The sequence below is a fragment of the Intestinibaculum porci genome (assembly GCF_003925875.1).
Classification (GTDB): domain Bacteria; phylum Bacillota_I; class Bacilli_A; order Erysipelotrichales; family Coprobacillaceae; genus Intestinibaculum; species Intestinibaculum porci.
In genome coordinates, this window is sequence record NZ_AP019309.1 from 2,653,085 (window position 1) to 2,673,385 (window position 20,301).

A 20,301-nucleotide genomic window follows, 5' to 3' on the forward strand; every position below is an offset into this window, starting at 1 on the left:
ATTTTTAAAGGGGAGCGCTCGCTCCCCTTTGGAATGTTATACATCAATGATGTTATCCTGTAACTCTTTCATGTACTTCTTCACATAAATTGTATCAACCAATGACGTGATCGCTTCGACAATCATCATAATCGCTAAATAAATGGTAATGACCTGAGAAGAGATCATCGGATTGAAGACGCAGATCAGACCTAAGATAAACGTTAAGATCGAAATGATCGTTAAATAAGACGTGCCGCCAATATGCGTAATCGCCCGGCCAATCTGTAAACGTAAGATACTATCGGCAATAATGATCGCCCCAATACTTAATGGGAGAAGAATATTACCGACATTTGGATAAGCCAGTAAAGCGATCCCCATAACAATGAGTAAAACCCCTTGCATAAGCGTTCCGCTGCGTAAGAATAATTCCTTCTGGAGCACATCTAAGCCAATCAGAACAGCCCCCATAATAATGGTGCCGATGCCTAAAATCATCGTAATCAGAGAAACGATCTGTAATGGTCTGGCAATCATGATGATGCCCAGAACAATAAAGAAAATAGATGCAATAATTTTGCCAGTTAAATATTTCTGAATATTTTTCATAATACTCACTTCCTACTTATATCTTACTCCAAATCTTTTTATTTTAAACAGTCATTTTTATAAAACTGTATAAAAAAAGGAGTCTCTATATTAATTTGGGGTTTTGGCTAGCTTTAAAAGTTTTTGGGGTTATGTTCTCAAAGACTTTTTTCTTTTACAGCTGCGGTTTATGTTTTTGGGGTGCCTGAAATTTGATATATTTGAGATATAGAACAGCATAATCAAATTGCTCAGTTTATCAAATTCCTAAGAAAGGCAAAAAAAAGATGAAAGCCCATTAAGTTGACCACTTAGCTTTCATCTGTCCAATAAGAACAATATGAGTATAATACAAAGACCTAAAAAAAGCAAACCTTTTCCTCCATCTGAATACATGAAAATAATCGCCAGACTTAATGTCCTAAAGCTTTTAGGAAAGCTATATAACGACACCTTCACTGTGTTTGGATTCTACACAAGATATGTGAACATTGACGGAGAACCCGTTGAATACAGAATTATGCGCATCCGCTCTGGAAGAACCGGCAAGACACACGCTGTGCTCTTTGATTTTATGGTGCCGTATCATCAGATCTCTTCCGAAGATCTGAATGCAGTGATCAGTGGCGATACCGATGATCTTCCTTACAGCGAAGCATATATCCGATGGCTGACCAATGTCATCAGGCTTCACCGCATCACTGATTACGTTAGCGCATGTATGGCCTTCTGCAGAGGACACTTCATTGATAAGTGCGAAACTCTGGTGGTTGCCGTCTGACAAATTTATCTGTTTTTTCTCTTAATTTCTTATTAGAATCATTATAATTCTATGCGTATATTTCAAAAATAAAACTCTCACACGACATGTTTTGAGTTAGTAAGTATTTCCTTCTATTATGATATTGTAAGCTTACAGGAGGTCATAAATGAAGAAAAGCAACGATAACGAAATAGTGTTTGCCGACATAATCCCTGGTGAAAACGGCTTAATAGATGGGGATTTCATTCTCCAGCTTTTCAACCTGCATAAAGAAGACGTTGAGGATCTTTCATGCATTCATCAGGCAGACGGCATTTACGTTTTTATTACGCTAGCCGCAAGAAAGCACGAATGTCCGTACTGCACCACGCCCACCAAAAAAATCAAAGGCTATCACACCAAGAAGATCACCCATTCGATCTTTCACAACATCAACTGCTATATTGAATACCATGTTAGACGCTATGAATGCACTGCATGCGGCAAAACATTTAATGAAGACAACCCCTTCTCAGAAGGCCATTCCACAATCAGTGTGCTGACCGTGTATAATGTCCTGACTGCATTGAGAAATCCTAAACTGAGCTATGAGGATGTCGCCAAAACGTTTAATATTTCTGCCTCTTCGGTAATGATCATATTTGACAGACACGTTCAGATTCCCAGAAAGCCGCTTCCCAAGTATATTCTAATCGACGAAGTTCATGCCGTTGACAGCCGCGATTCAAAGTATGCGTGCGTTATCATGGACTTTGTAACGCAGGACATCATCGACATTCTGCCAACAAGAAGAAAGGAGGATCTTGTCAGATACTTCACTCTTATTCCCCGGGAGGAGCGTGAAAAAGTTGAAATCATCTGCTCTGACTGCTGGAAAACCTATCGTGAAATCACCAGGATATGCTTTCCTAACGCTATCCATGCCTGCGATGAATTTCACATCATTCAGATTTTTACAGAAATTTACAAAGGATTGCGAGTTGATACAATGAAGGCCGCTAAAAATAAGCGTGACAAGCTCGAAAAGTATCTCACTACTCCTAACGGCCGCAAGTATCTCAACCCCGAATGGAATAAATATGACATCCAGCATTATCTTCTCAGCAAGTGGAACTGGCTTCTGATGAAGTCTGATGAATATAAAAGCAAAGATAACAAGAAAAAAAAGAAGAAAAAAGGCAAGCACGCTGACGATGAGGAGCTGCCTATCCTGGATCCTAACAGAGCAAAGAAGATGAACAAAAAGCTGGGCAGATATCTCAATTTCTATGATATCCATAACCTTCTGATTGAAACCAATCCTGATCTGGCTGAAGCGGAAAACTTCTACGACAAGCTTAGAGCGTTTTACCACACAATCAGCTACAATGAAGCCAGAGAAGCGCTCAATTCCCTGATTGGAGACCTGAGAATGTCTAACGTTCCTGAAATATGCGGATATGCCAGCACCCTCAGCGAATGGAAAAAATCAATCGTCAATTCGTTCATCATTATTGACGATACGGGCACTCATATTTCGACCGGGAAAATTGAATCACGGAATAAAATCATCAAAGACGTAAAGAGGGCTTCAAACGGTGTGAGAAACTTCCAGAGATTCAGAAACCGCTGCCTCTTTGCGATAAACACAGATACGCCAATCTACATGCCTTATACGCCTAAAAGAAGAATTGATGACGATAATGATCGCAGCAATAAATCTAAAAAAACAAGCAAATAATGATGCTTCATCATGAACCCTGCAGCCGCACTACCGGCACGTATATACTCCGCGGCATTAGCGATCATGTCAACGCATCGTCTCTGCAATGAGAATCATTTTTAAAGCCGTGCCGGCACTTATATCATCAACATTAAACATTGACAACTGAATAACGCATATACATCAGAGATGCATCATTAATTACTAAGCCACTGGATAATGCCTGGGTATGGCTTATAAGCTTTCATTACTCCTCATTTGGCAGTCCAGTGGCTGCAAATGAGGATTTTTTACAAGTCAATTCATATACAGGAAAGGAGAATTAACTATGGCAATGAAAGACTATGAAATCAGCTCAGATCCTCTTACAGAGAAGGATGATGACTATGATCCGGAAATGTACGAAGACGGCAGCGTAGAAGCGATGGGAGCATACTATACCTATATCGCTAATTCACTGTCCAGAATCAAAACAGCGCTAAGCGCAACCTCCAGCAGCAAGAAAATAAAGGAACTGATGTCATCGGATGAAAACATTAATATTTATCAGATGCTTATTGATGATCCCCGCCTCATGAAGGATATAAGAGAGGCAATGAGCAGTGATATCATTAAGCCTTTTGACGAGGATAACCTGTTAGAATTATACATGAATAAAGTATCAGATTTAATCAGCCAGATTGAATACGTATATCCTGAAAGATATATGACTCTTATGCACAAGATACTTCCATACAGCGTAGCATCATATTATGATCAGATGGTTTCCGAAGAAAACGACAGGGATTTTGAATATGCCATCCAGGATGATGATGTACAGTTCTAAAAATGTGCATAACTGTATCGCTTTGAATGCAGTGAAAACAGCATAATAAGAAGGAGACTCGTTATTTCCTTCTTTTAATATTTCAATTAGCAAGCATGACTGAGCTGTATTTTGGATTTAAACAAACATACTGAAAATATATAGACATAACAAATAAAAGAAGATGTATATTGTTTATACATCTTCCTAAAGGTCTCCAAGAGATTATGGGGTCTTATCAATTTAACTTAATAAATTTGGTTAGTTATGACTTACCCCATCAATTTCCTGAGAGCCAAAAAAAGAAGCCTTCGCTTCCAAAGCAAAAAAATGGTCGGGAAGACAGGATTTGAACCTGCGACCCCCTGGTCCCAAACCAGGTGCACTACCAAGCTGTGCTACTTCCCGACTGGCGCAGCTTGAGGGATTCGAACCCCCGCGGGACTTGCATCCCCTGTCGGTTTTCAAGACCGATCCCTTCAGCCGGACTTGGGTAAAGCTGCGCGTAATATTGAAATGGTGGTCTCAGCCGGAATCGAACCAGCGACACAAGGATTTTCAGTCCTTTGCTCTACCTACTGAGCTATGAGACCAATGGCGGTCTGAACGGGGCTCGAACCCGCGACCTCCGCCGTGACAGGGCGGCATTCTAAACCAACTGAACTACCAGACCATTGTGGTGACGGATACGGGATTCGAACCCGTGAATGCATGCGTGAAAGGCATGTGAGTTAACCGTTTCTCCAATCCGCCGTTTTTTGACTGCTCGTGTATATTATCATGAGATGATGCATTTTGCAACACCTTTTTCAAAAAAGTTGATTTCCTGTTTCACAAGTTGTCACCAAAAAATAGATAAGCGCGCTATGATATCCATGAAAGATCCACATGAGCGCTCTTTCAAAAGAAAAACAGGTCAACTAGGGCGACCTGTTTTTTTTAGTCGATACGAGAAACTTTTTTTAGTTTTTTCACTTCATAAAGACGTTCATCCGCTTCTTTAAGATAAAGTGCCATGTCCATATGCTTCGTGACATCAAATTCACTATAGCCAATCGAAACGCGAATAGGATAAGCCTTTTCGCCTAAACGATTAAAATCTTCCAGATAGAGATTAATACGTTTAATGACATAATCTTCATCACTATGCGGTTTAATCGCCACAACGAGGAACTCATCCCCGCCAATCCGGCCAATTAAATCAGTCTGACGGAAACTATGATGTAAAGCTTCGGCGATTTTCTTAATGGCAAAGTCCCCTTCTGCGTGACCATAGTTGTCATTAATATATTTGAGACGATCCAAATCAATAGAATAAATATAAACGTGCATGCCTTGATAGATATTAAATAATTCCGTACTTTTCTCCTGCAGACCGCGTCTGTTTAACAGCCCCGTCAACTCATCATAAGCTGCCTGGAAATGCAGTGAAACATTCCGGTTGGCTAATGTTTCTAAAAGTTCATTTTGCACTTTAAACATCTTCAGATATTTAATCGCCAAGCCTAATTCCAAAGACATAAAAAAGACATTTTGCAAATCATAATGTGAAGCTTCCAGCACTAAGAAACCAAGCAGCGAGCGATCAGCCATCAGCCCGGCAACCGTATAAGTGTGCGGATGATTCTGCCCAAATTCCGAAAGAATAAAACCTGGTTCACGCAAACGCTGAGGATGAACCTGAATCCTGCCATCAAGCAATTCAGCTTTAAAATAGAGATCTTCTTCAGCCCGCTGACTAATATCAGCACCTTTATCAAAAATATAGATCCCGGCAAACTTATAACCCAACTGATCAATACTTTTAAACATTTCATAATAAGCCGCATCAGGATTCTTTTCAAAAGCCGAAGCTTTAAGGATGATCTGATAAATATCCGTCTGTTTTTGAGCAGATTTTTTTATTTGTTCCGTATGACGGCGATAGAAATACTTTGCGAAGACCTGCTGGTATTTAACGATTTCATTACTTGTCTTATAATAGCGATCCGATTTTTGTAAAACCTGATAGTAATGCATCAGCGTTTCATAAAACTTTGAAAGATTGAAATAATCCTGCTCTTCATACTGTAAGATCTTACGGATCAAATCTTCCCCGTTACGCTGCGCATGCGCCGTCGCAATATGTTCACTGATGGACACCAAATGATTAATCGCCTGATACAGTTCCTGATGATAGCCAGAAGTGCAGCTGCGATAAATACAATCGGTAATTTCCTGATGTGGGAAAACATCTCTTTGCAAGAGCTGATCAAATTCCTCAGATTCCGGCATTTCCTTTTCCCCGCAGCTCATGCGATGCACAAAATGCGAAGAGAATGTAGTTATCTGCTGGGGCTTTCCATCTAATAAATTAACCATTTCCTTACCCGCTGCATAACCAAATTCATAAGGTTCAATACTGACGGTGGTGAGGGATGGATCCATCAAAGCCGCGCTAGGGATATCATCAAAGCCTGAAATAGCGATATCCTTGCCAATCCGTAAGCCTCTTTCTTTAGCGACTTCATAGGCATTAATGGCGATCTGATCAGAAAAACAGACTAAAACATCTAAATGCGGATTTTCATCAAGAAATTCACGAATAATTTGGCGATTATTGCCACGAAAGTTACCCCGCGTCATCACGTAAGAAAGATGACGCTTCGCTAATTCTTCCACGCACACATATTGGCGTTCCTGTGAACCCACAGAATTTGCGGGTCCTTCCACTAAACCAACATGACGGAAATGATGATGATCCAACAAATGAATCATCAGCTCACGCATCCCGGTGCAATTATCTTTCGCAATCGAACGAATGCCAGCGATATGATCTTCAATACACAATATTTTACTATGATCAATATGTTCCAGCATATAATCAACCGCTGCTCCTTCGACAAGGCGGCCAGAGCGTAAGGTGCCAACTGGCAAAATAAAACCATCAGCATTCATATCGACCAAAAAATCAGTCATCCGTCTAAAATAGGCATTCACCTGATCCACATCATCAGTAGGCGCCATCATGGGGACATGAATCAAATGATGACCGCATTCTTTGATCGCAATAGCCGCACCGCGCACCATTTCCAAGTTGTAATCAAAGCGAAAGCTATCATTGAACATCGCTATATTATATCGCTTCACTCTTTTCTCACCCGCTTCCTTATCATACTTGTGATAACACTATCATATCACGAACTGCCAAAAAGGTCATATATCAAAATCTTTTGATTTCTATTTTTTTAATGTGACTTTCATTAAAACGAGAATTTTTTTAACAAAATGTATCTTCTTTAAAACATATATATAATTATATTACAAATAAAATTATTTCGATTTGAACTTGTTACAAAGGTTGTCACAAGATTTCAAAAAAGATCTCTATAATGGAACCTGTAAGGCAAAAAGAATTATTTCCTTGTAGATGTTGATTGTGTTTTCCTTATTTCTATCCCTTGTATCCGATGCTCAATCCGCTACAATCATGCCTCTCTCGCCTTTGCACCCTTCCTTATCAAAGGCGACGCTGCTAGAGATAGCAGCCTTTTTTATCGGAGAATAAAAATCGCTAAACAAAAAAAGAGAAAAGCCGCCGCCAAGGAGGCAATATAAGCTTTCTTCGTATCCCGCCGATTATAAGCCTGAATACAGTAAAAGATGATAAACAATGGCATATAAATGCTTTCCCCTGCATAGCTTGTCGCAATAGAATAAATCACCACGCCCATTGTGATTAAACCAACCACTATTTCTAAAACCACAAAAAAGAGATCAAACTTTGATTTTTTCATAAACACTCCTCAAAAAAATACCTGGCAAAGCAGGTATTAATCAATCGTATAAACACGCCCTTCTTTACGTTTAGGCACATCATTATTGTCTTTCGCCGGATAACCGATCGCTAAATGACCAATGCCTTCCCAATCTCCTTCAATATGAAGATCTTTGAGTAACTGCTTAAAACGCGGCATTTCAAATTCTTCCTTAGCGCGGTGAATCCAGCAGCTGCCCAAGCCTAAAGATGTCGCGGCCAGCATCATATTTTCTAAAGCGACCGAGCCATCATAGACATGCGTTGGACGCTCTTTATTGCCTAAAACAATGATAATGACCGGCGCCTGATAGAAGGGATCAAAACCTTCTTTCCAGCCGCCAATTTGTCTGTTGACCTCCGCAATTTCATCGCGCAGTTCTTTATTTTTTACGACAATGGTAATAACTTCCTGCATATTCCTACCACTTGGTGCATAGAGCCCTGCTTCGACAATGGCCTTGAGCTCATCATCGGTTGGCAGATCACTTTTAAACAAGCGCACACTGCGGCGCGCTTTTAATGTCTCTAAAACTTCGTTCATAGTCTTCTCCTTAATCAAAATATTTATCACTTAAGGAAGTATTACGTAAATACCCTACTTTACCATTTTTCTTAAAACCAACATACACTTTTTTACCTTTAAAGATAATCTTCGTAACCGTCGCACTCTGACCTTTCTTCAAAGCAAAAGCGACATCATCACGGCCTGGTTTTACGACAAAGTTAATCTTTCTATTGGCTGTTAACGCTTTATTGGCACTCGCTTTAAAGGTATGACCCGTGGTAAACTTGCCATGCTTATATTTATAAATACGATCATAGTACACTTCTGCAGTCCGATAGCCATAGAAGATACTAGACAGTGCTAAGGCATTGCCTGAGACATCCGTAACCCCAAAGTTAACATCACCGCCATCATCGTAATCCTGCGTCACATAGTTTAAGAGTTTAAACTTACCCCCGCTAAACTTATAGAAAAGATCACGCGACTTCGTCGTGCCAGCCGAATAAACATAAAGGAAAGTCTTGCCATTACGTAAACGAATTAAGGTTGGTTCAGAACCTTTTCCATCCACCAAAGCTTTATTAATATTTCCGGCAAACTTGTTATTCACATAAATCTTATAAGAAGTAACCTTCTTATGTTTCGTTTTTTTTATGACCTTGACCTTTTCACTCGCACTTGCGCCAGTAAAGTTCCAGGTTTCCACATTCTTCCTCGTTAACGTCTGCGATGCACTGCTTGCCTGCACATGAGGCATCGTTAAACCGATGACCATCGCCGCCGTTAAGATACTTGCTAATCGTTTCATTTATTTCACGCTCCTTATCCATAGTGTATGCCAAAAAGAAAGCCAATGCAATGATTCAGCCAAAAGAATTAAACCGCTTTCTCACTTTCTATTTTCTTTGTTTCAACTTTCCATTACAATGAAAGCAGAGGTGATACTATGGCATTCATTACATTCAAACATGTCAATAAAATCTATCACGGCGCCGTTGATACTTTAGCGATCAAAGACGCATCTTTTACCATTGATCAGGGAGAATTTGTCGTGATTCTCGGTCCTAGCGGTGCTGGGAAAACGACTCTTCTCAATATGCTTGGCGGCATGGATCGCGCTAGCAGCGGGGAGATTCTCATGAACGAAAGCCACATTGATCAATATAATAAAAAGCAGTTAACGATGTATCGCCGTGATCATATCGGCTTTGTATTTCAATTTTATAATTTAGTTGCTAATCTGACTGCTTTAGAAAATGTAGAATTAGCCTGTCAGCTTTGTAAAGACGCTTTTGATCCCGCCGACATTCTCACAAAAGTCGGTTTAGGCGATCGGCTCAATAACTTTCCATCACAATTATCCGGCGGCGAACAGCAGCGCGTTGCGATCGCCCGGGCGATTGCAAAAAATCCCCAGATTCTTTTGTGCGACGAACCAACCGGTGCGCTTGACAGCGAAACCGGTGTACATATTCTAAAGTTACTGACCCAGTTTTGCGCCCAAGAGCGTGTCACCACCATTATTGTCACCCACAATAGCGCCATTGCCCAATTAGCCAATCAGGTCATTCATGTCCATAACGGCCAGATTGCGAAAATTATAAAAAATGAGCATCCCTTAAGTGTGGATGAGATTACGTGGTGAGAAAAAATGTTGCTATATAAAAATGCGTATTTGAAAATTCGCCATTCACTCGGTCGCTTTCTCTCCCTCTTTCTCATTATTGCCATCGGCGTCGGCTTCTATGCCGGGATCAAAGAAGCCATCCCCCAAATCAGGCATGTCCAAAATACATATAATAAGAAATACCATTTAATGGATTTTAAGATTGTCTCTACGCAGGGACTCACCCACAAAGATATCCAGGCTTTAACAAGTAAAGATGTCAAAGAGATCGAAGGCAGTTATAACGTCGAAGCTTTAGAGAAAGATCATGCGATCATGATTCATGCCATCACCACGCATATAAATACCTCTCGCTTAATCAAAGGACGGCTGCCGCAAAAGAAAGAGGAATGTTTAGCAGACGTTAAACACTATAAACTGCATCAGGTTCTCACCATTACCAAAGATCAGAAACAGTTAAAAGTTCATCGTTTTAAAGTGGTTGGTTTAATCACCAATCCACTCTATGCGACAACCAATTATGGCACCGCCTCACTAGGTAACGGGCAGCGTTTCAGCTATCTTTATATCCCTAAAGAGAGTTTTGATGTCCCTGTTTATCAGCTGATTTATCTCACGTTCAAGAGATCTTATGAAGATGCCTATGCTAAAAACTATAAAACATTCATTAAAGAGAAAACCAATACTTTGCAGTCTATTGCCCGCCAGGCGGAAACACGACGAACACAGGATTTGAAAAACGAAGCTTATCAAAAGCTTAAGCCAAAAGAAAAGAAGCTTACAAAGAAGAAATCAGAAGGTCTGCATGCTTTACAAAAGCAGGAAAATAAAATTAAAAAAGCGCAATCTCAATTACAAAAAGCGCAAGTCACTTTCAATACCCAAAAAGTGCAAGCACAAAAGCAAATGACTCATGCGCGTATAAAACTGCAAAAACAAATCAGCCAGTTAAAAGAAGCTGAAAAGAAATGCCAGCAGGCACTTGCCACGATGCAGACAGCAAAATCGCAGCAAGTAAATACAGCTGCCATGCCGGTGAAGCAGGCTGCTTTCTCAAAACAGCAAGCGACATTAGAAAAGCAGTTAAAAACCATTCAGACCAATAAGCAAAAGTGTTATACGGCAATGCAAAAGCTTAAAGGACAGGAAACTCAGAGTCAAAAACAGTTCGCTGCTTGGCAAATGCGCCTTCATACACAAACACAGCAGCTCACGAATGCCCAAGAACAATTGAATACGCAAAAGCAAAAGTTTACAAAAGAAATAAAAAACGCTGAGTCAAAAATGAAACAAGCGAAAAAGAAAATTGCCTCGCTCAAAAAAGCGAAATGGTATATCACTAACAGGAATGATGAAGTGACCAGTTATAAAGACTTAGAAGGACAGTATGATGAAGTCACCGCGATTGCCAATATTATTCCCGTCTTTTTTATCATCATTGTCATGATGATGACCTCTAATACGATGACCCGCATGATCAGTGAAGAACGCAGTGAAATGGGGTCCTTTGCCTCTCTTGGGTTTAGTGACCGACAAATTGTATCAACCTATTTATGTTACGTATTAGTAGCGACTTTAAGCGGCGTATGCCTTGGCTATTTGATCGGGATTGCGACCTTGCCGCGCTTTGTCTATAACTGTTTCCCTCTCACTTATCCAGCGTTAACGCCCTTATTAAACTTACCGTTATTACTGATTATATTGACAGTGGCAATCGTCTTAATGGTCGGTGTCACTTTGCTTTCATGCGATCGGGAATTACGTGAAGCACCAGCCTATCTATTAAGAGAAAAAGCACCATCCAAAGGAGCTCATGTCATTTTTGAACGAATCCCCTGGATCTGGCGTCATTGTTCTTTTAGCTGGAAAGTGACCTTACGTAACTTGAGTCGTTATAAAAAGCGCACAATTATGACGATCTTTGGCACCTTAGGCTGTGCTATGCTCATCCTGCTTGGCTTTGGTATCCGTGATGGGATTTCTTCCATTGGGGAAAGACAATACAAAGAATGTGTCCATTATGATGAAATGATTATTCTTAATCATACTGTCACAAAGGAGACCAAAGCCTTACGGAAACTATTTGATGGTTCTCTTAATAAGCGCCTCTACGCTTATTCATCTGCCAATACCTATAGTTATGGTGATCATGAAGGCACCTTTTACACCATGGCTTTTAGTAAGACAAATGATTTATTCACTTTTAAAGATATCCATTCCGCTAAGAATTTAACTTTAACAGATGATGGTGCGATCATCACCCAAAAAATGGCTGAACTCTTAAAAGTCAAAGTCGGAAATAAAGTCTCTTTTAAGGATAGTGAAGGAAAAAGGTATACAATAAGAGTCAGTGGGATCTGCCATAATTATGTTTCTAACTATGCCTATATGACCAAAGCTTATTATCAGAAGGTTTACCACAAACCAATTCAGTTTAATACCGTCTTTGCAAAAAGCCAGGTTTCCCAGCAAAAGATAACGAAGCATCTTTTAGATAGTGATCATGTTTTAACAATTCAATACACTGCAAATCTTATTGATCAGGCCAATAAATCTATTTCTGGATTAGATGAAATTGTCGTAATGTTAGTGATTATCTCAAGCTTATTAGCCTTAAGTGTGCTTTATAACTTAACAAGCATTAATATGAGTGAACGCACAAGAGAAATTGCGACCCTTAAAGTCTTAGGCTTTAAGCCATCTGAAACCAATGCTTATATTGATCGTGAAACGATCATTGCGATGATCATCGGAATCCTTTTCGGCTTACTTGTCACAACACTGATCTTTGGTACACTCATGCAGTTTGTGGAAACCAGTGATACCATCTTTATCAAAACCATGAAGCCAATCAGTTATCTTTATACAATCGGTATTACCTTAAGCTTTGCCTTTATTATGGCGATCATCACGTCTTACAAAGTCAATCGTATCGATATGATTGAATCCTTAAAATCAATAGAATAGGTGATGACAATGATTTATATTACAGGTGATCTCCACGGCGATGAACGCCGGGAAATGATTCCCCTTATCGAATTTGAAAAAGCCCATCATTTTACCAAAGATGATGTTCTCATCATCTGCGGTGACTTCGGCTTTATTTGGAGTGATCAAGCGCGCACCAGCCGCGAATACTTCATCCTCCAGAAACTGCAGGAGCACTTATCGCTTTGCTTAGATTACTTTGAAAGTGCCCCCTGGACCACCGTCTTCGTCGATGGCAATCATGAATGTTTTCCAAGACTCTACAGTTTCCCTCAGAAAACCTGGATGGGCGGTCAGGTTCATGAAGTGAGAAACCATGTGTACCATCTGATGCGCGGAGAGCTTTACAACATTCAAGGCACCACCGTTTTCACTATGGGCGGTGCTCAGTCAACGGATCGCGCTCACCGCGTCGAAGGTTATACCTGGTGGAAAGAAGAAATGCCTAGCGACGAAGAATATGCCCATGCGCGAAAAACACTTGAGCAGCTCTCAAGTGTTGATCTGATTATTACACATTGTGCACCAACGCATTTAGAAAAACGTTATTTCCACCGTGCACCAAATAAGCTGACTGATTTCTTAGAAGAAATCTCCCAGCAAATCACATTCAAGCATTGGTATTTTGGTCATTATCATGAAACCAAAGATTTTGATGATCACTATACCTGTCTCTATAAAGAAGTCAGAATGTTTAAGTCATAGAGATCCGCAAAACGGATCTCTTTTTGATTGATCACAAGCAGTTGTCCATACGTATCAATTTTCGTTACTTTTCCCTGCTTTTTTACATAATGTCCGTGATTATAGGTTTCCGGCTGAAAATATGTAATGCGAATAGGCATGCCCTTTTCGAGCTGTGTGAGCTGATCATTAAGATAAGATTGCCTTTCTTCACTTAATTCAATCCGCTCAGTTAACACATCCTCCCTGGCTGCCGTCGCTTCCTCATACCCTTTTAAGGCCGCAAAAGGCATAAAGATCTTCGCCCGTTCACTGCGCGTCATCCGTTTTCTAATTGGTGAAGGACGATGTTCATGAATAATATCTTCATAACTCATGCTTTATGACCTCCAATTTGATCATTACGTTCTAAAGTTGTTGCTTCTTCCTGTAAGTCACTAGCTTTGACAACCGCATTTTTACCATACTTCTCTTTAATTGAGATTAAGACATTTTCTAATGTATGATCCTCTTCCTCTTTTTTCACATCACTAAACATATCTAACTGTTCATAAGAATATTTCTTATCCTTCACATGCTCTAAAGACATATTCACTTTACGAATCGTATAACGATGATTGGTAATGCGTTCATATAAGGACATCCCGCCTTCAATAATCTTCTTACGACTATCCGTAAACGTCTCAAAGGGATAAGTGCCATGGGCTGACTTAGGGACAACGCGACCATAAAAATCCGTTTTCTTCTCGCCATCAAAATCATCCCGATCGACATTTTCCCGATCATAAGCGACAGTTAAAACAATCGCATCACAGACCAGTTTCTTTTTCACTAAGTCCATAACTAAGTCTTCCAGCATTTCCTTGATAATCGTTTTCCCTTTTGGATAGCTATATGGTTCATGAAGCACTTGTCCAATACCAATCGAATGACGATCCGGTTCATAGTTTTTAATATCTTTCATCAGACATGTCTCAAGGCCCCAGGCATGATCGATCAGAATCTCCGCATCTTTCCCAAATAACTTATAAAGCAGCTGCTGATTATGTAATGAGGTGCGCGCAATATCTCCCATCGTATACATGTCATACTTTTCTAATCTTTTCGCAGTTCCTTTACCAACGCGCCAAAAAGATGTTAACGGTCGATGATCCCATAATAATCGCTTATAGCTTTCCTCATCCAATGAAGCAATACGCACGCCATAAGCATCCGCCTTAGCATGTTTGGCTACAATATCCATAGCAACCTTAGCCAGATACATATTTGTACCAATCCCGGCCGTAGCCGTGATCCCCGTTGTTGTATAAACATCCTGAATCATCTTTTGCGCTAAAGCATGAGCTGACATATGATACATTTTTAAATAACTCGTAGCATCAATAAAGACCTCATCAATGGAATAAACATGAATATCTTCCTTAGCAATGTATTTCAGATAAATCCCATAAATCTGACTAGAGATCTCAATATACTTACGCATCTGCGGCGGAGCAATAACCAAATCAATAAATATCCCTTCTCTGGCAAGATGACGCAATTTCTGTTTGACCTCAAAAAGTCTTGGTCGGCCAGGTACGCCATAAGCCTTTAAAGCGGGTGACACCGCTAAACAGATTGTTTTATCCGTGCGTGATTCATCCGCTACAACCAAATAAGCCTGCATCGGATCCAAATCCCTTTGCATACACTCAACCGATGCATAAAAACTCTTTAAATCAATACAAATATATGATCGCTGATCCATAACAGGCCCCCTTCTCTTATTAAGTCTATTATAAATCAAGACGCAAAAAAAGGATAGTCAGTTAACGTATCGGGGTTGACTATCCGTTGAAGACAGTATTTATTATATACGCTATTATCACATTTATCAATGTATAATTATGAAATATTATCAAAAAATGAAAATTTATTTTTCACATATTATCACATAATTATCACACATTTCACACAATGAATAATCATATGATCCCATATTTTACAGTTAATAAGCTAATAAAGGCAAAATGTATTGATGTATTCAACATATTTTGCCTTCCTTTTATTTAAATCAGTTTCGTACTTTTTTTAGAATTAACGACTCTTTGAAATTTTTTTAAATATTTTTGAGTAATTATTTTTCGTGAGGGCTGAAAGCCAAAAACTTCAGCCAGGTCATCCACAATTTCTGTCCTTTTAAAGGACGGAATATAGTTTGTTCCATTTATATAGGTTAGGTTAAGATCACGGAGTGTATCAAATAATTCTGCACATGTATATTTCTCATTCATATACTTTTTCTCAAGCAGGCGATAAACCAGCAGGGCAATAAAGCATATTAGGAGATGACCGTTGATTGAATGTTCTTTTGTGACATACATAGGTCTTGTTTTTAGTTCGCTTTTCATTATTTCAAAGTTTTCTTCAATCTCCCAGCGCTGCTTGTTTGCGCTAATAATCAATGAAAGATCATCGTCTTCAAGATCAGTGGTAACGGCATAGAAGCCATCATACTTTTCTTCCTCAGCGATTTTTTCCTCATCAATCATATAAACCGTTTCATTAGCCACCTCGCCATTCTTGGTGACTGATGCTTTAGAAATATAGTAGCGGGGATCTCGCTGGTTTGTTTTTGTGAGCTTTCCTGGGTTATTAAGGAGCTTTCTGGCTCTTTCCAGTTTCTTTTCTCTGATGTGTTTCTGATAGCTGGCAAATTTTCTTGAATAAGTAACTATGTAGTTTTCTTCAAGGGTGTACTTGCCGCCCGATGACTCGGATTTCTTAGTTCTTTTTTCCCATCGGTTCTTGTAGAAAACAAGATCCTTTATTTTTCTTTTTACACCCTCAATTTCAATGGTTTCCTTATCAGCCAGGTCATTAAGATTAAAAGTTCCGGCATACCCCTCAAGCTTCCATCCTTCTGGAGATATTGCCCATTCCTTCATGACTTTTGACATTTTCTTGATTGGCTGGGTGACAATATAGGCACCGTTTTTCTTCATGTCATTATATACCTTGTTTTCCCAGCCGTTGAGACCTGCATCAGCACAGACAACAAACTTTGAAACTGCAAAGTCCCTTTCAACAATAGCCTCTAACTCTCTCATGGATTTTTGCTCATTCATATTGCCCTGAAAGACATAATCAGCTAAAGGGAGACCATCAGCATCCATAAACAGACCATACTGAACAATAGGATTAGGTCTGTTTTCCTTGCTTTTTCCGTATTTTCTGTAGTCATCCTCTTCTTCAATCTCAAAATAGAAATTTGTGCAGTCATAGTAGAGAACCGCTGTGTTCTTCTTGAAAAGCTGTGAACTGTTTTTGTAAAGCATTTTTTCAATGAAGTATCTTTGCTCAGAGAGAACCTTGAGGGAACGGTAAACATCCGCCAGTTCATAATCAGACAAATCAAAAAACTTACTGCATGACTTATACGTAGACAGCTTTGATGAGGGATAAATAACCCTGGCAGAAACAAGATCATTAATAATGCTCGCTAAATTATACTGAAACTTGTACTGGTCTGATATCTCATTGCAGATATCCTTAATGCCCAAAGAACACAGTATGTTTCTGATGTACATATAGCCGATATTAAAGAGATTTTCCTTGTCTTTTTCTATTAGGTCATCCTGACTAAGAATCAGCTTAACATCTGCCTTGTCCTCACTGTCTTTTTGTCTGAGTTCATCAAGATAAAGCTTAAGCTGCTTCATGACCTCATCACGGGAATCGGTATGATACTTGTCCATGAGAGTCCTGATATTGCCCAGTTTTTCAACAACGAAGGTTGATTTTTTTCTAGTGTTAGGATCATAGAAGTCGTCGATAATATAGAATGATTCAGAGTTTTTAGATTTGGTTGATTTTAAACGTTTAGCCATATGGAAGCCCTCCCATATCATTATAACATACATTACGGAATATTACGAGTCTAAAATTAACAAAAGTTGACAAAAAAAGCTTTTTTCAAGCGCATAATTTGAGATATTAGGTTGTCTAACTGTAAAATCCCCGGGCCGTAGCCGTGATCCCCGTTGTTGTATAAACATCCTGAATCATCTTTTGCGCTAAAGCATGAGCTGACATATGATACATTTTTAAATAACTCGTAGCATCAATAAAGACCTCATCAATGGAATAAACATGAATATCTTCCTTAGCAATGTATTTCAGATAAATCCCATAAATCTGACTAGAGATCTCAATATACTTACGCATCTGCGGCGGAGCAATAACCAAATCAATAAATATCCCTTCTCTGGCAAGATGACGCAATTTCTGTTTGACCTCAAAAAGTCTTGGTCGGCCAGGTACGCCATAAGCCTTTAAAGCGGGTGACACCGCTAAACAGATTGTTTTATCCGTGCGTGATTCATCCGCTACAACCAAATAAGCCTGCATCGGATCCAAATCCCTTTGCATACACTCAACCGATGCATAAAAACTCTTTAAATCAATACAAATATATGATCGCTGATCCATAACAGGCCCCCTTCTCTTATTAAGTCTATTATAAATCAAGACGCAAAAAAAGGATAGTCAGTTAACGTATCGGGGTTGACTATCCGTTGAAGACAGTATTTATTATATACGCTATTATCACATTTATCAATGTATAATTATGAAATATTATCAAAAAATGAAAATTTATTTTTCACATATTATCACATAATTATCACACATTTCACACAATGAATAATCATATGATATACCTGTAATCAAATTTGATTACATCCCTTCATAAAAAATCAATCCCTAACGTAAGGAAGGCACCTGCCCACGGTGTCTTTCTTGCACTGAGAGCGTCCGTAATTTCATTGAATTTATGGGCGCTTTTAGTTTATCCTCATTTGATAATTTTTAATATATAAAGAACTATGTAAAATTTTGTTCATTTTTCTGGTTCTTTGCTTCAGAGATACGAAACCCTGCATAAAAACATAAATCGCATGCCAATGCAAAATCACCACCACCACATCTATCCTGCAGATACAGCTTTTTGTATTCTTCGATCGTCATCGTATGTATTTTGCTTCCTTGTTATTTTGCGATTGACTTGTAATCCATAACGCCGGCACATCTCGGCCAAACTCATTGGTTTTGCGGATTTCTGCCTTTCAAAGAATTAAAGGTTATCACGATTTGCGGTTTCTAACTGCATGAGTGATAACCTTTATTTTATGCTTTTATGATCGCTTTAAAATCATTTACATACTTTGATCATTCGCACCTAGTCATCTTCCCTCCCTCTATTCTTATGCTTCTTTTTCCCGCCTATTATACAGTCCCATTTCTTCCATTTCTTTTTCAATCTCATCGATCCAGTCATTTGCCATTGCCCCTTCAATTTGATCAATATCACGACCACTTATTGCACTTTTATAGCCCAAATCAAAAGCTTCCATCAGAAGCTGAAAAGGTTCATATTTTTTCCAGTAATAGCGCTGTCCCTCTACACCAATACCAGGATACAGCTTTCTTGGATCCATCACCTCATTCTGCATTCTTTTAACCAGCTTGCCTAATGGCTCATCTCCCATTTCTTCAATTTCTTTTCTTTCGTCTTCTCTCATAGCGTTAGCTCCTTACCATAGACTTGGATCATACAAATGTCTCCTAGCTTCCATTTCAGCACCTGTGAAAAGCTCATAATGTAATTTCGCTTTGTGATATCGCTTTGTGATATCGCTGCAGTCTGTTGACACGCTCTTCTGCCTGACGGATCGCATCTTCCTCGTCTATTGCATGCATTGGATGCGGCACACATCTTTTTTTACCTTCCCCAATCCATATAACAGCCAGCCAATTATATTTTTCTATACTCATTTTTTTCTTCCTTTCTTCATGTCATATTTTCTTTTAGTAACTGATCATTCATCCACTTTCTCTGATCATTTTTACGCCTCCCTCAAATACTGATTACATTATAACAAAGTCGCATTAACCGCCCCGCTGTGCATACGCGTTATCGGTAAGATGATTGAGAACAAATTTTGAAGCCTTTCAATACGCACAGGATCCAGAATGACTAGAAATTCCATTTCTGCTTGCGTGAGCTTTTCTAACATATCCACCAATAGCCTCCGTATTGTAATAGATAGATGAGGCAAACGCTTTATTTTGTTTTTTTCTGATCAGGATAAGATAATGATGACTTACTTCTTCCATTTTTGTTAGCTCCTTTCCTCATGATCTTAACATAAACGCCTTCACCCACTTTTTGTGCATACGAATTCCTAATGAATGCACCAACAGGTTAAAGTCTAACTAAAAATATCTACGACAGGATCCTAGTCTTCTATTATAACACATTCGTCATACCGCCTTTTTCATGCATACGAACACCTTAGTTAAATACGGCTATACCTCATTTCATACTTGGCTATGTCCCTGCATAAAAAATGGATCCCCATCCTAAGTGAAAATCCATCATCTTATCGTGCGTCTAAGTTCCTGACCACTTTAGCATCCTGCACGCTCGCTAGAATCCGCTCAATTAATCAGTTTGATTTTATCTTTTCATTCTTTCACATATTAAGTATCTGTTCATTTTTCCAGCAAATAATGCGGCTGCCTATCACCATAATATCGTCTTCCTTCCATAGCATAAATAAGATAGAAGTGATAAATGGAGGAGAAAACCACTTCTGCCTATAATATATCATTTCTTGGATTTGTATTTTCTATGCACACGGATAGACTTATTTCCATAAAAGAGAGATTCAGGTCAAAAGGAAATAGTCTTTTTATACCTTACGTCATCTTTAGGTGCAACCAAAAAGAGTAGTCACCTTAAGATGAATAAACACACTGCAGCCTGTCTCTACTTTAGGCGAAGCATCAATCTGACATTATATCCCATTTTTTAAG

The 20,301-nt window shown here is 39.2% G+C and carries 19 protein-coding genes and 5 tRNA genes; 6 read left to right on the forward strand and 18 right to left on the reverse strand.

Annotated features, from left to right (window positions below; genetic code table 11):
- Positions 1-36 precede the first annotated feature (36 nt).
- The gene (locus tag SG0102_RS12680) at positions 37-591 is read right to left on the reverse strand and encodes an HdeD family acid-resistance protein (protein WP_125120273.1); all 555 of its coding nucleotides are present in this window, start codon (positions 589-591) and stop codon (positions 37-39) included.
- Positions 592-964: 373 nt separating this feature from the next.
- On the opposite strand from SG0102_RS12680, the gene SG0102_RS12685 reads away from it, so the two are divergent.
- The 3 genes from SG0102_RS12685 (at position 965) to SG0102_RS12695 (ending at position 3,861) form a co-directional block, all read left to right on the forward strand.
- Entirely contained in the window at positions 965-1,351 is a 387-nt protein-coding gene (locus SG0102_RS12685) for a DUF6431 domain-containing protein (RefSeq protein WP_269461220.1), read from the forward strand.
- A gap of 148 nt (positions 1,352-1,499) precedes the next feature.
- A complete protein-coding gene (locus SG0102_RS12690) occupies positions 1,500-3,053 on the forward strand; it encodes an ISL3 family transposase (protein WP_125120275.1) in 1,554 nt (517 codons plus the stop codon).
- Positions 3,054-3,363: 310 nt separating this feature from the next.
- Positions 3,364-3,861, forward strand: coding sequence for a hypothetical protein (locus SG0102_RS12695; RefSeq protein WP_125119750.1), 498 nt, complete (start codon positions 3,364-3,366; stop codon positions 3,859-3,861).
- A gap of 310 nt (positions 3,862-4,171) precedes the next feature.
- On the opposite strand, the gene SG0102_RS12700 is transcribed toward SG0102_RS12695, so the two are convergent.
- From SG0102_RS12700 to SG0102_RS12740, 9 genes are all read right to left on the reverse strand, one after another.
- Positions 4,172-4,248: transfer RNA gene (locus SG0102_RS12700), tRNA-Pro, on the reverse strand.
- A 2-nt stretch (positions 4,249-4,250) separates the two neighbouring features.
- Positions 4,251-4,343 (reverse strand) — tRNA-Ser (locus SG0102_RS12705).
- Positions 4,344-4,357: 14 nt separating this feature from the next.
- Positions 4,358-4,433 (reverse strand) — tRNA-Phe (locus tag SG0102_RS12710).
- Positions 4,434-4,435: 2 nt separating this feature from the next.
- Positions 4,436-4,513, reverse strand: a tRNA-Asp gene (locus SG0102_RS12715).
- A gap of 4 nt (positions 4,514-4,517) precedes the next feature.
- Positions 4,518-4,593: transfer RNA gene (locus tag SG0102_RS12720), tRNA-Glu, on the reverse strand.
- A 186-nt stretch (positions 4,594-4,779) separates the two neighbouring features.
- Positions 4,780-6,969 carry a GGDEF domain-containing protein gene (locus tag SG0102_RS12725; RefSeq protein WP_125120276.1) on the reverse strand — a complete coding sequence of 730 codons (2,190 nt, stop codon included), beginning with the start codon at positions 6,967-6,969 and terminating at the stop codon, positions 4,780-4,782.
- 404 nt (positions 6,970-7,373) lie between these two features.
- Positions 7,374-7,616, reverse strand: coding sequence for a hypothetical protein (locus SG0102_RS12730; RefSeq protein ID WP_125120277.1), 243 nt, complete (start codon positions 7,614-7,616; stop codon positions 7,374-7,376).
- Positions 7,617-7,652: 36 nt separating this feature from the next.
- The gene (locus SG0102_RS12735; RefSeq protein ID WP_125120278.1) at positions 7,653-8,180 is read right to left on the reverse strand and encodes a nitroreductase family protein; all 528 of its coding nucleotides are present in this window, start codon (positions 8,178-8,180) and stop codon (positions 7,653-7,655) included.
- Between the two features lie 10 nt (positions 8,181-8,190).
- A complete protein-coding gene (locus tag SG0102_RS12740) occupies positions 8,191-8,952 on the reverse strand; it encodes a hypothetical protein (protein ID WP_125120279.1) in 762 nt (253 codons plus the stop codon).
- 138 nt (positions 8,953-9,090) lie between these two features.
- Here SG0102_RS12740 and SG0102_RS12745 point away from each other — a divergent pair, with 138 nt between their 5' ends.
- From SG0102_RS12745 to SG0102_RS12755, 3 genes are read left to right on the forward strand one after another with little or no spacing between them, the layout of a single operon-like run.
- On the forward strand, positions 9,091-9,789 hold the full coding sequence (locus SG0102_RS12745) for an ABC transporter ATP-binding protein (RefSeq protein ID WP_125120280.1): 699 nt from the start codon (positions 9,091-9,093) through the stop codon (positions 9,787-9,789).
- A gap of 6 nt (positions 9,790-9,795) precedes the next feature.
- Positions 9,796-12,738, forward strand: a complete 2,943-nt coding sequence (locus SG0102_RS12750; protein WP_125120281.1) for an FtsX-like permease family protein — start codon at positions 9,796-9,798, stop codon at positions 12,736-12,738.
- A gap of 9 nt (positions 12,739-12,747) precedes the next feature.
- Positions 12,748-13,464: a metallophosphoesterase family protein gene (locus SG0102_RS12755; RefSeq protein ID WP_125120282.1), complete on the forward strand. Its 717-nt coding sequence runs from the start codon at positions 12,748-12,750 to the stop codon at positions 13,462-13,464.
- Here the strand turns inward: SG0102_RS12755 and SG0102_RS12760 are convergent.
- The 8 genes from SG0102_RS12760 to SG0102_RS15405 form a co-directional block, all read right to left on the reverse strand.
- Positions 13,434-13,820, reverse strand: coding sequence for a YolD-like family protein (locus tag SG0102_RS12760; RefSeq protein WP_125120283.1), 387 nt, complete (start codon positions 13,818-13,820; stop codon positions 13,434-13,436). The two genes, SG0102_RS12755 and SG0102_RS12760, sit on opposite strands and share 31 nt — an antisense overlap.
- Positions 13,817-15,190, reverse strand: coding sequence for a Y-family DNA polymerase (locus tag SG0102_RS12765; protein ID WP_125120284.1), 1,374 nt, complete (start codon positions 15,188-15,190; stop codon positions 13,817-13,819). The genes SG0102_RS12760 and SG0102_RS12765 overlap by 4 nt, the downstream gene beginning before the upstream one ends.
- Before the next feature lie 301 nt (positions 15,191-15,491).
- Complete coding sequence (locus SG0102_RS12770; RefSeq protein WP_125118715.1) at positions 15,492-17,312, reverse strand: IS1634 family transposase; 1,821 nt, start codon at positions 17,310-17,312, stop codon at positions 15,492-15,494.
- 115 nt (positions 17,313-17,427) lie between these two features.
- Entirely contained in the window at positions 17,428-17,913 is a 486-nt protein-coding gene (locus SG0102_RS12775) for a Y-family DNA polymerase (protein ID WP_125120285.1), read from the reverse strand.
- A gap of 393 nt (positions 17,914-18,306) precedes the next feature.
- On the reverse strand, positions 18,307-18,450 hold the full coding sequence (locus tag SG0102_RS15400; protein ID WP_157983056.1) for a hypothetical protein: 144 nt from the start codon (positions 18,448-18,450) through the stop codon (positions 18,307-18,309).
- A 236-nt stretch (positions 18,451-18,686) separates the two neighbouring features.
- Entirely contained in the window at positions 18,687-19,004 is a 318-nt protein-coding gene (locus SG0102_RS12780; protein WP_125120286.1) for a hypothetical protein, read from the reverse strand.
- A 73-nt stretch (positions 19,005-19,077) separates the two neighbouring features.
- Positions 19,078-19,257, reverse strand: coding sequence for a hypothetical protein (locus SG0102_RS12785; protein WP_125120287.1), 180 nt, complete (start codon positions 19,255-19,257; stop codon positions 19,078-19,080).
- Positions 19,258-19,434: 177 nt separating this feature from the next.
- Entirely contained in the window at positions 19,435-19,599 is a 165-nt protein-coding gene (locus tag SG0102_RS15405; protein ID WP_157983057.1) for a hypothetical protein, read from the reverse strand.
- Positions 19,600-20,301 lie beyond the last annotated feature (702 nt).

Excerpts from the sequence above, each read along its gene's own strand:
- SG0102_RS12755 (WP_125120282.1), top strand. The coding sequence starts at position 12,748 with ATGATTTATATTACAGGTGATCTCCACGGCGATGAACGCCGGGAAATG.
- SG0102_RS12730 (WP_125120277.1), bottom strand. The coding sequence starts at position 7,616 with ATGAAAAAATCAAAGTTTGATCTCTTTTTTGTGGTTTTAGAAATAGTG.
- SG0102_RS15405 (WP_157983057.1), bottom strand. The coding sequence starts at position 19,599 with ATGGAAGAAGTAAGTCATCATTATCTTATCCTGATCAGAAAAAAACAA.
- SG0102_RS12785 (WP_125120287.1), bottom strand. The coding sequence starts at position 19,257 with ATGAGTATAGAAAAATATAATTGGCTGGCTGTTATATGGATTGGGGAA.
- SG0102_RS12685 (WP_269461220.1), top strand. The coding sequence starts at position 965 with ATGAAAATAATCGCCAGACTTAATGTCCTAAAGCTTTTAGGAAAGCTA.
- SG0102_RS12780 (WP_125120286.1), bottom strand. The coding sequence starts at position 19,004 with ATGAGAGAAGACGAAAGAAAAGAAATTGAAGAAATGGGAGATGAGCCA.
- SG0102_RS12695 (WP_125119750.1), top strand. The coding sequence starts at position 3,364 with ATGGCAATGAAAGACTATGAAATCAGCTCAGATCCTCTTACAGAGAAG.
- SG0102_RS12775 (WP_125120285.1), bottom strand. The coding sequence starts at position 17,913 with ATGGATCAGCGATCATATATTTGTATTGATTTAAAGAGTTTTTATGCA.
- SG0102_RS12680 (WP_125120273.1), bottom strand. The coding sequence starts at position 591 with ATGAAAAATATTCAGAAATATTTAACTGGCAAAATTATTGCATCTATT.
- SG0102_RS12740 (WP_125120279.1), bottom strand. The coding sequence starts at position 8,952 with ATGAAACGATTAGCAAGTATCTTAACGGCGGCGATGGTCATCGGTTTA.
- SG0102_RS12760 (WP_125120283.1), bottom strand. The coding sequence starts at position 13,820 with ATGAGTTATGAAGATATTATTCATGAACATCGTCCTTCACCAATTAGA.
- SG0102_RS12770 (WP_125118715.1), bottom strand. The coding sequence starts at position 17,312 with ATGGCTAAACGTTTAAAATCAACCAAATCTAAAAACTCTGAATCATTC.
- SG0102_RS12750 (WP_125120281.1), top strand. The coding sequence starts at position 9,796 with ATGTTGCTATATAAAAATGCGTATTTGAAAATTCGCCATTCACTCGGT.
- SG0102_RS12765 (WP_125120284.1), bottom strand. The coding sequence starts at position 15,190 with ATGGATCAGCGATCATATATTTGTATTGATTTAAAGAGTTTTTATGCA.
- SG0102_RS12745 (WP_125120280.1), top strand. The coding sequence starts at position 9,091 with ATGGCATTCATTACATTCAAACATGTCAATAAAATCTATCACGGCGCC.
- SG0102_RS12690 (WP_125120275.1), top strand. The coding sequence starts at position 1,500 with ATGAAGAAAAGCAACGATAACGAAATAGTGTTTGCCGACATAATCCCT.
- SG0102_RS15400 (WP_157983056.1), bottom strand. The coding sequence starts at position 18,450 with ATGACGATCGAAGAATACAAAAAGCTGTATCTGCAGGATAGATGTGGT.
- SG0102_RS12735 (WP_125120278.1), bottom strand. The coding sequence starts at position 8,180 with ATGAACGAAGTTTTAGAGACATTAAAAGCGCGCCGCAGTGTGCGCTTG.